This is a genomic window from Cytobacillus pseudoceanisediminis (assembly GCF_023516215.1).
In the GTDB taxonomy this organism is placed as follows: domain Bacteria; phylum Bacillota; class Bacilli; order Bacillales; family Cytobacillaceae; genus Cytobacillus; species Cytobacillus pseudoceanisediminis.
Genome location: NZ_CP097349.1, coordinates 2,161,557 through 2,175,484, shown reverse-complemented (window position 1 = coordinate 2,175,484; position 13,928 = coordinate 2,161,557). Strand labels below are relative to the sequence as shown.

The 13,928-nt window shown below is 42.6% G+C and carries 14 protein-coding genes; all 14 read left to right on the top strand.

From position 1 onward, the window contains the following. Positions 1-60 precede the first annotated feature (60 nt). The 14 genes from M5V91_RS11710 to M5V91_RS11655 all read left to right on the top strand — a co-directional run bounded on the left by M5V91_RS11710 (position 61) and on the right by M5V91_RS11655 (position 13,739). Positions 61-315, top strand: a complete 255-nt coding sequence (locus M5V91_RS11710; RefSeq protein ID WP_009330694.1) for a YlmC/YmxH family sporulation protein — start codon at positions 61-63, stop codon at positions 313-315. A 366-nt stretch (positions 316-681) separates the two neighbouring features. Continuing rightward, positions 682-1,584, top strand: a complete 903-nt coding sequence (gene dpaA, locus M5V91_RS11705) for a dipicolinic acid synthetase subunit A (protein WP_009330693.1) — start codon at positions 682-684, stop codon at positions 1,582-1,584. After that, positions 1,581-2,180 (top strand): dipicolinate synthase subunit B, encoded by a 600-nt coding sequence (gene dpaB, locus M5V91_RS11700; RefSeq protein ID WP_019381787.1) that lies wholly within the window; start codon positions 1,581-1,583, stop codon positions 2,178-2,180. Before dpaA ends, dpaB begins: the two co-directional genes overlap by 4 nt. 290 nt (positions 2,181-2,470) lie before the next feature. Beyond that, entirely contained in the window at positions 2,471-3,520 is a 1,050-nt protein-coding gene (asd, locus tag M5V91_RS11695) for an aspartate-semialdehyde dehydrogenase (protein WP_019381789.1), read from the top strand. A gap of 41 nt (positions 3,521-3,561) precedes the next feature. After that, positions 3,562-4,806: an aspartate kinase gene (gene dapG / locus M5V91_RS11690; RefSeq protein ID WP_009330689.1), complete on the top strand. Its 1,245-nt coding sequence runs from the start codon at positions 3,562-3,564 to the stop codon at positions 4,804-4,806. A gap of 126 nt (positions 4,807-4,932) precedes the next feature. After that, the gene (dapA, locus tag M5V91_RS11685) at positions 4,933-5,799 is read left to right on the top strand and encodes a 4-hydroxy-tetrahydrodipicolinate synthase (RefSeq protein WP_009330688.1); all 867 of its coding nucleotides are present in this window, start codon (positions 4,933-4,935) and stop codon (positions 5,797-5,799) included. A gap of 356 nt (positions 5,800-6,155) precedes the next feature. Next, positions 6,156-7,823, top strand: a complete 1,668-nt coding sequence (locus M5V91_RS11680) for a ribonuclease J (protein ID WP_019381790.1) — start codon at positions 6,156-6,158, stop codon at positions 7,821-7,823. Between the two features lie 126 nt (positions 7,824-7,949). Continuing rightward, entirely contained in the window at positions 7,950-8,702 is a 753-nt protein-coding gene (locus M5V91_RS11675) for a ClpP family protease (RefSeq protein ID WP_019381791.1), read from the top strand. Continuing rightward, positions 8,699-8,920 (top strand): YlzJ-like family protein, encoded by a 222-nt coding sequence (locus tag M5V91_RS11670; protein ID WP_019381792.1) that lies wholly within the window; start codon positions 8,699-8,701, stop codon positions 8,918-8,920. Before M5V91_RS11675 ends, M5V91_RS11670 begins: the two co-directional genes overlap by 4 nt. A 164-nt stretch (positions 8,921-9,084) precedes the next feature. Next, positions 9,085-9,270, top strand: a complete 186-nt coding sequence (locus tag M5V91_RS30965; RefSeq protein ID WP_439649968.1) for a hypothetical protein — start codon at positions 9,085-9,087, stop codon at positions 9,268-9,270. Next, positions 9,258-9,590: a hypothetical protein gene (locus M5V91_RS30960; RefSeq protein WP_439649967.1), complete on the top strand. Its 333-nt coding sequence runs from the start codon at positions 9,258-9,260 to the stop codon at positions 9,588-9,590. The genes M5V91_RS30965 and M5V91_RS30960 overlap by 13 nt, the downstream gene beginning before the upstream one ends. Further along, the gene (locus M5V91_RS11665) at positions 9,575-11,410 is read left to right on the top strand and encodes a DNA translocase FtsK (RefSeq protein ID WP_439649966.1); all 1,836 of its coding nucleotides are present in this window, start codon (positions 9,575-9,577) and stop codon (positions 11,408-11,410) included. The genes M5V91_RS30960 and M5V91_RS11665 overlap by 16 nt, the downstream gene beginning before the upstream one ends. A gap of 427 nt (positions 11,411-11,837) precedes the next feature. After that, the gene (locus tag M5V91_RS11660; RefSeq protein ID WP_009330683.1) at positions 11,838-12,563 is read left to right on the top strand and encodes a GntR family transcriptional regulator; all 726 of its coding nucleotides are present in this window, start codon (positions 11,838-11,840) and stop codon (positions 12,561-12,563) included. A 69-nt stretch (positions 12,564-12,632) separates the two neighbouring features. Then, positions 12,633-13,739 carry a BMP family lipoprotein gene (locus M5V91_RS11655; RefSeq protein ID WP_009330682.1) on the top strand — a complete coding sequence of 369 codons (1,107 nt, stop codon included), beginning with the start codon at positions 12,633-12,635 and terminating at the stop codon, positions 13,737-13,739. The last annotated feature ends 189 nt before the right edge of the window (positions 13,740-13,928 follow it).

The following is a 13,928-nucleotide window of genomic DNA, read 5'->3' as shown; positions in this document are numbered from 1 at the left end:
TTCTAAAACTTCTCCCAGAACGATAAAAATATAGAGAAAGAGAAAAGAGGAGGGCAGAGGATGAGATTAAGTGAGCTGAGCGGAAAGGAAATCGTGGATGTGAAGCGTGCGGAACGGCTTGGGGTGCTTGGGCAGACAGATCTTGAAATAAATGAAAAAAGTGGACAGATCCAGGCATTGCTCATTCCTTCATTAAAGTGGTTCGGCTTCAAGCGGCAAGGAGACGAAATTCGGGTATCATGGCAGCATATAAGAAAGATAGGCAATGACATGATCATTATTGATATTCCGGAAAATGATGGTCAGCAGGAATAATCTTGAAAGAAGGGCCGATTAGGTCCTTTTTGTTTTTTGGAATCTCATCTCCTTAATGTCTAAAAATTTCTTTCCACGCTGATCCATTTTCTTTTAAATGGAAAACTCACCTATTGCCCCCTTCATACATAAGATGTTGAAGTAGTTCAATACAACAATTCCCTTATGGTTATTAGATGAATTGCCGGCCAAAAAAACGCCACATTTCGTTTAAGATAAATCTGCTTGTGCAATTGCTGTCTCGTGCCGCAGCTGTTGTATAGTGGCGATGCCGGTGCGAGGATATTTTTTACCAGGAGTCATGCGGTCATTGGCTTCAAAAATAAATGCTTTCTTAAAAAGAAAGAAAAAGAAGGTGAGTGTTGCATGCTGACAGGAACCCAAATAGCAGTCATCGGCGGTGATGCAAGGCAGCTCGAAATCATCCGGAAACTGACTGAGCTTGATGCAAAGCTCTCATTAATCGGATTTGAGCAGCTGGATCATGCGTTCTCTGGTGCGGTAAAAGAAAAAATAGATGAAGTGGATTTTTCCCATATAGACGCGATTATTTTGCCTGTTCCCGGCACGGGCCTTGAGGGGCAGATTGAAACAATTTTTTCCAATGAAAAGGTGACTCTTGAAGAGGAAATTCTCTCGCAGACTCCAGCACACTGTACAGTTTATTCCGGCATAACCAACTCGTATTTAACAGGAGTTACCAAGTCGGCAGACCGCCGTCTTGTTCAATTATTTGAAAGAGATGATGTAGCCATTTACAATTCAATTCCAACAGTAGAAGGAACTATCATGATGGCGATCCAGCATACTGATTTCACCATTCATGGATCTAATATAGCCGTAATCGGCCTTGGCAGAGTTGGAATGAGTGTAGCAAGAACCTTTCGTGCACTGGGTGCAAAAGTAAAAGTAGGCGCGAGAAAAAGTGAACACATTGCCCGGATAACAGAAATGGGTCTTACCCCATTCAACCTGAAAGAGATTGAAGATGCTGTAAAAGATGTTGATATTTGCATAAATACTGCTCCTCATTTAGTTGTAACAGCGTCCGTCATTTCGAAAATGCCTACACATACGCTTATCATTGACCTGGCTTCAAAGCCCGGAGGAACCGATTTTCGCTATGCGGAAAAACGGGGAGTGAAAGCGCTGCTCGCACCAGGCCTGCCTGGAATCGTTGCTCCGAAAACAGCGGGGCAGATACTGGCGAATGTTCTTTCTCAATTGATTATGGAAGATTTGCAAAAGAGAAAGGGGAATACAAAATGAGTTTGAAAGGAAAAAGAATCGGATTTGGTTTAACAGGATCACATTGCACATACGATGCAGTGTTTCCGGAAATAGAAAGGCTCGTTCTTGCAGGGGCTGAAGTGCTTCCGGTTGTAACCTTTACGGTAAAGAGCACTGAGACTAGATTCGGGAAAGGGGAAGACTGGGTTCAAAGAATTGAAGATCTGACTGGAAATAAAGTGATCGATTCAATTGTGAAAGCGGAACCGCTGGGACCTAAGATACCTCTAGATTGTATGGTGATTGCCCCGCTAACTGGAAATACCATGAGCAAATTTGCCAATGCCATGACCGATTCGCCCGTCCTGATGGCAGCAAAGGCAACTTTAAGAAACGGCAAACCAGTTGTGCTCGGAATATCCACCAATGATGCATTGGGTTTAAACGGGGTAAACTTAATGAGACTAATGGCTACGAAAAATATTTATTTTATTCCATATGGCCAGGACGATCCTGTAAAGAAGCCAAATTCAATGGTGGCAAGAATGACAGCATTATCTGACACAGTGATTCATGCCATGGAAGGCAAGCAGCTGCAGCCTGTTTTAGTGGAAAGATATAAAGACGAAAGTTAGCCCCTATTTTTTCTAGCAAAAATTTTTAGTCCTTTAGTGAACGAATATGTTAGAATAAAGGTTATTAAGATAACCAACCTCCAAGCTGTGTTTAATTTAATATTAACACCTTGGAGTAATGACAATATGCTGATAATATAAATGGAAGCCTGCCATCTTCAAAATCAGGCAGGAAAACGGCTGCCAATTGTATTTGGCTGCCGTTCTATTGAATTTTGGGCATATTGCTTTTTCACTAAAAAACTAATTTTGCTAGAAAAATATAATGGTACTGGAAGGGGAAAAGAAATTTGGAACAGAAAAAAGGATTTCATGTCGCGGTAGTTGGAGCAACAGGTGCAGTTGGTCAGCAAATGATTCAAACACTTGAAAATAGAGAATTTCCAATCTCTGAATTAACACTTTTATCATCAGCCCGTTCTGCAGGCTCGAAGGTAACATTCAATGGACAGGAGTATACGGTTCAGGAAGCAAAGCCAGAGAGCTTTAAAGGCGTGGACATCGCATTATTCAGTGCCGGCGGAAGCGTATCCAAGGAACTTGCTCCACATGCGGTTGAACATGGTGCCATTGTGGTAGACAACACAAGTGCATTCCGTATGGATCCAAATGTGCCTCTTGTCGTACCTGAAGTAAATGAAGACGACCTTCATACACATAATGGCATTATCGCCAATCCAAACTGTTCTACGATTCAAATGGTTGTAGCACTAAAGCCGGTTAAAGAAAAATACGGTTTGAAAAAAGTGATTGTTTCTACTTACCAGGCTGTTTCAGGTTCAGGAGCAGCTGCAGTTCAAGAGCTGAATGAGCAGACAAAAGCCATTATAAATAATGAAGAGTATGAGCCTGCAATTCTTCCTGTTAAGAGCGATAAAAAACACTATCAGATTGCTTTCAATGCGATTCCGCAAATTGATAAGTTTCAGGATAATGGCTACACTTTTGAAGAAATGAAAATGATCAATGAGACAAAGAAAATCATGCATATGCCAGGGCTGCAAGTGGCTGCTACATGTGTGCGTCTCCCGGTGGCAACCGGACACTCAGAGTCCCTTTATTTTGAAGTGGATACAGACGGCGTTGCTGCAAATGAAATAAAGAGCCTTCTTGAAAGTGCACCAGGTGTTGTCCTGCAGGATGATCCGGATAATCAGATTTACCCAATGCCTGCTGATTGTGTCGGTAAAAATGATGTGTTTGTCGGCCGTATCCGCAAAGATTTGGATGAGGATAAAGGCTTCCATATGTGGGTGGTTTCTGATAATCTTCTTAAAGGGGCTGCATGGAATTCCGTGCAGATCGCCGAAAGCTTAATTAAACTTGGAATAGTGAAATAGTTAACGTATTCTCTTTATGTTGAGAGGTTAGAGGTGTTTTAATGAATATCATCGTTCAAAAATATGGAGGCACATCAGTTCGCGATGAAAATAGCCGCGAACATGCGCTTAAGCACATAAAAAAAGCGCTGGCTGACGGATATAAGGTTGTTGTTGTTGTTTCAGCGATGGGCCGAAAAGGCGATCCTTATGCAACAGACACACTGCTTTCGCTTGTAGAAGGCAATAACAGCAAGATCAGCAAACGCGAAACGGATCTGCTTTTATCCTGCGGTGAAGTCATCTCAAGTGTCGTTTTTTCAAACATGCTGAATGAACATGGAATCACAGCAGCAGCTTTAACAGGGGCACAGGCAGGATTTAGAACAAATAATGATCATACAAATGCAAAAATTATCGATATGAAGTGCGACAGACTATTGAAAGAGCTTGAGAATCAAGATGTCATCGTCGTTGCAGGTTTTCAGGGTTCTTCTAAAACCGGTGATGTCACAACGATCGGAAGGGGCGGCAGTGATACCTCCGCAGCGGCTCTTGGCGCAGCCCTAAATGCCGAGTGGATTGATATCTTTACTGATGTGGAAGGCATCATGACTGCTGATCCGCGCATAGCCGAAAATGCACGCCCATTATCAGTTGTCACTTATACGGAAGTCTGCAATATGGCGTATCAGGGTGCTAAGGTTATTCACCCTCGTGCTGTCGAAATTGCCATGCAGGCCAAGATTCCGATCAGAATCCGCTCAACATACTCCGATAGTCTCGGAACACTTGTCACAACTTTGAATAAGAACAGGCGCGGGACAGATATTAAAGAGCGCTCCGTAACAGGAATTGCCCACGTATCCAATGTGACTCAAATAAAGGTTCTTGCGAAGAAAGATCAATATGATCTTCAGTCTGAGGTCTTTAAAGCGATGGCAAACCAGGGGATCAGCGTCGACTTTATCAATATATATCCAAATGGCGTCAACTACACGGTTACGGAAGAAATGACTGATAAAGCGATTAGTATTCTAAAGGGCCTGGGTCACGATCCACTGGTTGAAAGAGAGTGCGCAAAGGTTTCGGTTGTAGGTGCAGGAATGCAGGGTGTTCCTGGTGTGGCTTCACGAATTGTGACAGCATTGTCCGAGCAGGGAATTCGTATCTTGCAATCTGCAGACAGCCATACAACAATATGGGTTCTGGTGAAGCAGGCAGATTTGATAAAGTCTGTTAATGCATTGCACGATGCTTTTCGCCTGGAAGAAGATTTGGCAGAATATGAGAGAACAGACATTTAATCTAAGAAAAATATCATGTTTAAAAAGGGGAAGAAAGCCCTTCAGCGGTTAACGACGGATTTGCATCCTATTCGGCAGATCCGCCCGTTTCTTCCGGTCTTTTAAACATCTGCAAGGAGTGTAAACATGGTTCTATTTGGCCGAGTATCAACAGCAATGGTAACGCCATTCGATCATAAGGGACATATTGATTTCCCTAAAACAACACAGCTTATCAATCATCTTATTGAAAACGGTACAGATTCATTGGTTATTGCCGGAACTACCGGCGAGTCGCCAACATTGACCAAAGAGGAAAAGCTGGCATTATTCAAACACGCAGTGAAAGTGGCTGACAAACGTGTGCCTGTAATTGCAGGCACTGGAAGCAATAATACGTACGAATCCATTGAATTAACGAAAAAAGCAGAGCAAATTGGTGTAGATGCCATCATGATCGTTGCACCTTATTACAATAAGCCAAATCAGGAAGGGCTTTATCAGCATTTCAAGGCAATTGCAGAAAACACGAGCCTCCCAGTAATGGTTTACAATATTCCTGGACGCTCTTCGGTCAATATTCTGCCTGAAACGATCATCCGCCTTTCGGAAATTCCAAACATTGCGGCAGTTAAAGAAGCAAGCGGAGATCTGAATGCTATGGCAAAAATCATTGCCAATACGGATGAGGACTTTATGCTTTATAGCGGTGATGACGGCCTTACTCTTCCATGCATGGCAATTGGGGGAACTGGAATCGTGTCTGTGGCTTCCCATGTGATTGGCAATGAAATGCAGGAAATGATCACAGCTTACCTGAATGGTGAAAATGAAAAGGCTGCAAAAATCCATCAGAAAATTCTTCCGATCATGGAAGGCCTTTTTGCTGCCCCAAGCCCAGTGCCTGTAAAAACAGCGCTGCAGCTTAGAGGGCTGGATGTCGGATCCGTCCGTCTTCCTATGGTTCCGTTAACAGAACAGGAACGCAGCGCAGTTGCTGCCCTATTTAAATAATTCCGTGCTTGCCAACCAGTGTTTTGCTGGTTGGTTTTTATTTTTGTTAATAAGCCGTCTTTCGAGCTTCCATGAAACCAGAAATATAATGTCTTGAGATGAATGGCCATGGAGCCCGCATGAAGCCCAAAATCAAAAGCTGAAAGTGGAAATGGTCGTCATGGGTCTTCCAAGTACCCTAAACCAGAGCCAACATTTTTCTACAATGAAACTCTGTAAGTTTATGAGAAGGCAAAAGTATCTTGCCCGCCCTATTAAGCCCTATGTATAAATTTGGTTGTCATGGTTTTATGACTTCAAGTATAATATGGATAACTGATCTTGATCGGCTGAACATGCATGGGAGGATACGTACATTGAAAAAGAGACAGAATGAAAGCATCAAGCTAGCAGCACTCGGAGGAGTCGGAGAACTTGGGAAGAATATGTATTTGGCAGAGGTGGACGAGGACATATATGTAATCGATGCCGGATTAATGTTCCCTGAAAATGAAATGCTCGGAATTGACATCGTGATACCGGATATTACATATTTAGTTCAAAACAAGGAAAGAGTGAAAGGAATTTTTCTGACACATGGGCATGAGGATCATATTGGCGGCCTGTCTTATGTGCTGACAAAGGTCAATGTTCCTGTTTATGGGACAAAGCTGACTCTGGCGCTGGCCAAAGCCAAAATGAAGGAACAGGAATACAGAGGCAAAGCAAAGTTTATTGAAATAAATTCAGATACCAAGGTTGAATTTGATTCGGCAGATGTAACTTTTTTCAGGACTGGCCATAGCATACCGGATAGTGTCGGAGTGGCTATCCATACTTCCGAAGGTGCGATTGTATATACAGGAGACTTCAAATTTGATCAGGCAGCGACTGCCTTATACAAACCTGAAATCGGCAAAATGGCGCGCTTAGGGGAAGAGGGGGTTCTTTGCCTGCTATCTGACAGTACAGAAGCAGAAAAGCCGGGGTACACCAACTCAGAATCGAAAGTGGCCAGAGAGATGACAGCTGCATTCTATGCTGCTAAGGGGAGAGTCATTGCAGCTTCCTTTGCTTCTGACTTAATCCGCATACAGCATATTTTTGATGCGGCCATGGAAACGGGCAGAAAAGTGGCAGTGGTCGGGAGAAGTCTGCAAAAGATCTTTGATATTGCCATGCAGCTTGGATATTTGCAGGTCGGAGAAGATGTGATAATACCTGTCGCTGAAATCAGCAAATACAGTGATGACCAGATCGTTGTTCTTACCACAGGTAATCAGGGGGAGCCGATTGAAGCCCTTCAAAAAATGGCGAAGCAGTCTCATAGACAGGTGAATATCAAAAAGGATGATACCGTTTTACTGGCCGCATCTCCATTAAGGGGAACAGAGGTATTAATTTTTAAAACGATTGATATGCTGTTTAGAGCTGGTGCTGAAGTCATCCCTGGAAAGGGAACTTTTAATACCTCCAGCCATGGCAGCCAGGAAGAACTTAAATTTATGATTAATCTGATGAGTCCGAAATTCTTCATTCCAGTTCATGGGGAATACCGTATGCTGAAAGCGCATGCTAAAATTGCCAGGGACTGCGGAATATCAAGCGGACAAATTTTCATCCCTGATAAAGGCGATGTAGCAGAAATTAAAGATGGTGTAATCGTTCCCGGAGGAAAAATCCCTTCAGGAAATGTGCTGATTGATGGAATCGGTGTCGGCGACGTCGGAAATATCGTATTAAGGGATCGAAAGCTGCTTTCGCAGGATGGAATCTTATTAGTGGTGGTCACTCTTAATAAAAAGGAAAAGAAAATATCAGCTGGCCCTGAAATCATTACAAGAGGTTTTGTATATGTCAGGGAATCAGAAAAGCTTCTGGAGGAAGCTGTAAAAATAGTAAAGGAAGCGGTAGAGCAAAACCTTGCCAGAGAATCCTTTGACTGGTCCGGCATTAAGCAGGATATGCGTGACAGCCTGAATCAGTATCTGTATGAAAAAACAAAACGAAGACCAATGATCCTTCCAATTCTGATGGAGGGATAACAAATAAAACACAGCCTGGAATTCATGCCAGGCTGTGTTTTTTGCCTTCTGTCTTCAGCAATAAAACGCATGAAAAAGAATCCCGCGTTCATACTAACAATATATTGCTTGAAGGGAGAAATAAGGATGGAAAACGATATGAAAAATAACCGCAATGAGGGCGGGGAAGGGCAAGAACAGCCAAAAGAGGATAAACCATCTGCTCTTATGGAGAAGATTCAGCAGCTTGGACAAACGAATGTGCCTCAGCTGTCTCAGGATTCCAAAATTCATTGCCTGACCATTGTCGGACAAGTAGAAGGACATCTTCAGCTTCCGCCGCAAAATAAAACAACAAAATATGAACACTTAATTCCTCAAATTGTAGCGATTGAGCAAAACCCAAAGATAGAAGGTCTTTTGGTCATTTTGAATACAGTAGGCGGTGATGTGGAAGCCGGACTGGCAATATCAGAAATGCTGGCATCTTTATCAAAGCCAACCGTCTCCATTGTCCTTGGAGGAGGCCATTCCATTGGTGTGCCTATTGCTGTTTCATGCGATTATTCATTTATTGCAGAGACGGCTACGATGACCATCCACCCTATAAGACTGACCGGCCTGGTAATCGGTGTGCCGCAAACTTTTGAGTATATGGATAAAATGCAGGATCGGGTTATTAATTTTGTAACAAAGCATTCAAATATTTCCGAACAGAAATTTAAAGACCTGATGTTTGATAAAGGCAACCTAACCAGGGATATTGGGACAAACGTGGTCGGCAGGGATGCTGTTGAATATGGCCTGATTGATGAAGTTGGCGGGGTAGGGCCTGCGCTGGCAAAGCTGAATGAGCTGATAGATATGAATAAACCTAAAGAAGAAGTGATGGTTCAATGATCATTTATACAATGATGCCCCAAGAGCTCATTTACCAAAATGAGCAGGATGATTTTGGCAAACAGAAAATTGTGTCTTATGAAGGAATCCCGCTCTTAGTTGAAATGAACTCAGGACAGGAATGCCGAATCTTAAGAATCATGAGCAGCGACCCCTCCCATTATATGGATGAAAGATATACTCCCGGGTCCATGATCACCTTGACGCAGTTAAGCTGAGAAATACATTCAAAAAACAACTTAATTAAGAATTGATATGATATAATAAAAGTAACTTTAGAAGCAGCCAAAAAATGGCTGCTTCTTCTTTCATAGCAGACATGATGTATTACATAATGGATTTTTGATGATGCTGTTAATAAGAACAATGATAAGGTGATAAAATGGCCAAAAGAAAGAAAAGAAAATCTAAAAAGAGCGAAACACTGAAACGGACAATGAAATTTGAACTTATTGCGCTGATCATACTGGCACTTGCTGTAATATCAATTGCTAAACTGGGAGCGGTCGGCAAAGCAACCGTGCTTTTTTCCGTTTCTTTATGGGAGAATGGTACATGCTCAGCCTGATAGGATTAGTCATATTTTCAGGTTACCTGATGTGGAAGAGATCTCTTCCCTATCTATTCCACACAAAATTAATTGGCATTTATCTCATTATCAGCTCCCTGCTGCTGTTAAGCCATGTCACATTATTTCAGCTTCTCTCAAATGGCGGGAAGTTTGATGATCCAAGTGTGATAGCCAATACATGGGAACTATTCCGGATGGAGGTCCGGGGAGAAACAAGCACAACCGATTTAGGCGGCGGAATGCTGGGGGCAATTTTTTCGCACTGTTTTATTATCTTTTTGATGAAGCAGGTTCAAAGATTGTGGCCTTTTTATTAATTATTATCGGTTTCGTTCTCATTACAGGAAAAACGTTCGGAGATGCTGCCGGAAAAATGATGGCCGCAATGCTGAATTTCTGTAAAAAACAATGGGCTGCTTTTATAGATGATATGAAAGAATGGAAACAAAAAAGCAGGGCAAGACGAGAAGAAAGACAGTCAAGAAGAGAAGAAGAACAGCAGGCTCTCCAGCACGAAGAAGAACCAGAGACTGTTATTACCATCAATAATACTGCTGAACCGGCGCCAGAACCGATTATTTCAAGCTTTGCCGAAAGAGCTTATCAGGAGGATCCTCAGGAAGCGGCTTCTAATCAGGTTCAGGAAGCAGCAGAGACTGAACCGGAGGATGAGAATGCGCCGCCAATTACGTTTACTGAAGTGGAAAACAAAGACTATGAGCTGCCGCCAATCAGACTATTGAAATTGCCAAGGCAGACGGATCAAAGTGGTGAGTATGAGCTTATCCATGCGAATGCTGCTAAGCTCGAAAGAACATTTCAGAGTTTTGGGGTAAAAGCGAGAGTGACACAGGTTCATTTAGGACCCGCTGTTACAAAATATGAGGTTCATCCCGATGTTGGGGTAAAGGTAAGCAAAATCGTTAGTCTGAATGATGATTTGGCACTGGCACTGGCAGCCAAGGATATCCGGATAGAAGCACCAATTCCCGGAAAATCCGCCATAGGAATAGAAGTTCCTAACTCTGAAGTAGCCATGGTTTCTCTTAGGGAAGTTATTGAATCCAAGCAAAACGACAAACCGGACTCGAAGCTATTAATCGGGCTTGGCCGTGATATTACCGGAGAGGCTGTCCTTGCAGAACTCAACAAAATGCCCCATCTTCTTGTTGCCGGTGCAACAGGAAGCGGAAAGAGTGTGTGCATTAACGGAATCATTACCAGCATTTTGATGAGGGCAAAACCGCATGAAGTAAAATTAATGATGATCGATCCAAAAATGGTGGAATTGAATGTATATAACGGGGTGCCGCATTTGCTGGCGCCGGTAGTGACAAATCCGAAGAAAGCAGCTCAGGCGCTGCAAAAAGTCGTCAATGAGATGGAAAGGCGCTATGAGCTTTTCTCCCATACCGGGACAAGAAATATCGAAGGCTATAATGAGTATGTAAAAAGGCATAATGCCGAAGAGGAAGCACAGCAGCCCCTTCTGCCGTACATTGTAGTTATAGTGGACGAGCTTGCAGATTTAATGATGGTAGCGTCCTCCGATGTCGAAGATGCCATCACGCGCCTTGCTCAAATGGCAAGGGCAGCGGGCATCCATTTAATCATCGCAACCCAGCGTCCGTCAGTAGATGTTATCACAGGTGTGATCAAAGCGAATATACCATCAAGGATTGCATTTGCCGTTTCATCCATGACGGATTCCAGAACCATTTTAGATATGGGCGGTGCTGAAAAACTTCTGGGAAGAGGCGATATGCTCTTCCTGCCTGTAGGTGCTTCCAAGCCAGTCCGTGTACAGGGTGCATTCCTGTCTGATGAAGAAGTAGAAGAGATCGTGGATTTCGTCATTGGTCAGCAGAAGGCACAATATCAGGAAGAGATGATTCCAGAGGATATCCCTGAAGCGTCAGGAGAAGTGGATGATGATCTTTATGAAGAAGCTGTTGAATTGATTCTGGAAATGCAGACTGCTTCTGTATCCATGCTTCAAAGGAGATTCAGGATCGGCTATACCAGAGCTGCAAGGCTGATTGATGAAATGGAAGCAAGGGGCATTGTCGGTCCATATGAAGGCAGCAAGCCAAGAGCTGTGCTGCAGGGCAAGCCTTCGGAAGAAGCAAGTTCCTAAACTTTATAAGAATGACACATTAAAAAATGGCCAGTCTTCGGACGGCCATTTTTTAATGTATTTGAGAGATATAGGGCAAAAAAATGACGTCAATAAAAAAAGGTATGGGAATATGCCATACTACTAAAAACGCTTACATAAAATGAAGAGGTATGGTACTTTAAACTCATCACAAAATAGGATTCATTGTCAGTTACTTTTTTAGCAGAAATCTTAAATGTAATCGTTTTCAAAGTAGTATTATACCAGAAAAAAGGAATTGGTACAGAGGGATTCACAAACATTTTGTTCTTTTCACCTTTTTTCGACAAATTGATAAATTTCTATTTCTTTATTGGGTAAAAAGTGTTATAGTATTTTCGATTAGTAGGAATGATTGAACATCAGAGGTCTGATGTCTTGAGAACTGAAGTTGGAGGAACCCTGCATGTCTATTAAGTCAGATAACCGGCATTTATATTTGCAAGTCATCGATCGATTAAAACAAGACATTGAAGATGGAGTTTATAAAGAAAAAGAAAAACTTCCGTCTGAATTTGATCTTGCCAAACAGCTTGGTGTTAGCAGAGCTACACTGAGGGAGGCATTGCGCATTCTTGAAGAAGAAAACGTAATTATCCGCCGTCATGGTGTAGGCACCTTTGTCAATGCAAAGCCGCTTTTCACATCAGGCATCGAACAGCTTAATAGTGTCACAAATATGATTTTGCAGGCAGGGATGAAGCCGGGAACCGTTTTCTTAAGTTCTGTAACTATGGGACCGACTGAAGATGATATCCGCAGATTCTCATGTTCGTTAGACCAGGAGATTGCCGTGATTGAGCGGGTGAGAACTGCAAATGGTGAACCGGTCGTTTATTGTGTGGATAAAGTTCCTGAGGATATTCTCCCGGACACATTTTCCCACGAACAAGAGTCGCTCCTCAACATGCTTGAAGAAGAGGCAAACCGGAAAATCACCTATGCTGTTGCCCAAATCGAGCCTATTGGCTATCACGAGAAAATTTCACCTATTCTGGAATGTGACCCTGAAACTGCATTGCTGGTATTAAAGCAGATGCATTTCGATGAAGCGGATACACCGATTCTCTATTCGGTCAATTATTTCAGAGCTGATAAGTTCAGTTTCCATGTCCTCAGAAAGAGAATCTAGCTTTTGGGGGATATACGAAAACACAATTATTCCGCTAATGCAAAAACAATTTCTTAGGGGGTACCAACCTTGAAAAAGCGTAAATTCGGATTGGCGCTATCTTTAGTTCTTGCTGCTGGAACGATTCTGGGTGCTTGCGGCAAAAGCGAAGAAAAAGGCGGAGAAACAGCTGGCGGAGACGAAAAAGAAAAAGCATTCTCTGTAGCGATGGTAACAGATGTCGGCGGTGTAGATGATAAATCATTTAACCAATCTGCCTGGGAAGGATTACAGGCATTTGGTGAAGAGAATGGACTTGAAAAAGGAAAAGGCGGATTTGACTATCTTCAATCACAGTCAGATGCTGACTATTCTACAAACCTTAATACATTAGCTCGTCAAGATTTTGATCTTGTTTTCGGTATCGGATTCTTAATGGAAGGTGCAATCAATGAGATTGCCCAGCAGCAAAAGGATGCGCATTTCGGAATCGTTGACGCGGTTGTTGATCAGCCAAACGTAGCAAGCATCATGTTCAAAGAGCAGGAAGCTGCATTCCTTGCAGGTGTTGCTGCAGCAAAAGCAACTAAAGAAAACAAAATCGGTTTCATCGGCGGAATGGAGATTCCGGTTATCGAGCGATTCGAATCTGGATTCCTTGCTGGTGTTCAAGCGGTAAACCCTGATATTAAAGTAGAAGTTCAATATGCTGGAGCATTTGATAAAGCTGAATTAGGTCAGACAATTGCTTCTAAAATGTACTCTTCTGGCGTAGACGTAATCTTCCACGCTGCTGGCGGAACAGGCAACGGTCTATTCAAGGAAGCTCGTGACCTTAAAAAGAAAGACCCGGCAAGAGAACTTTGGGCAATTGGTGTTGACTCAGACCAGACAGCTGAAGGTGTAGTTGAAATCGATGGCAAAGAGCACAATGTAATCCTTACATCTGCACTTAAGCGTGTAGACAATGCTGTTAAGGACCTTTCTACAAAGGCAAAAGACGGCAGCTTCCCTGGCGGAGAAACGACTACTTACGGATTGGCTGAAGACGGTGTAGGCCTTGCTACTATCAATCCGGAAGTATCTACTAAAGCAGAAATCGAAGGTGCAGTTAAAGAATGGCAGGAAAAGATCAAGAATGGTGACCTGACTGTTCCATCTACAAAAGATGAACTGGCTTCTTTTTCAGCTGAATAATTAACTTACAAGGAATAAGCAGGTTGCACTGCGGCCTCTTATTCCTTTTTTTAAAATTAAAAGTTTAATTGAAGGACAGAAAAAATTCTGTATTTCACTTAGATTTTTAATGCAATAATCATATTTTTCTATTCATTAAGATGAGCTTGGCATTTTGGCCAGGTTTTTCTAAGAATTGCCAAGGTCTGA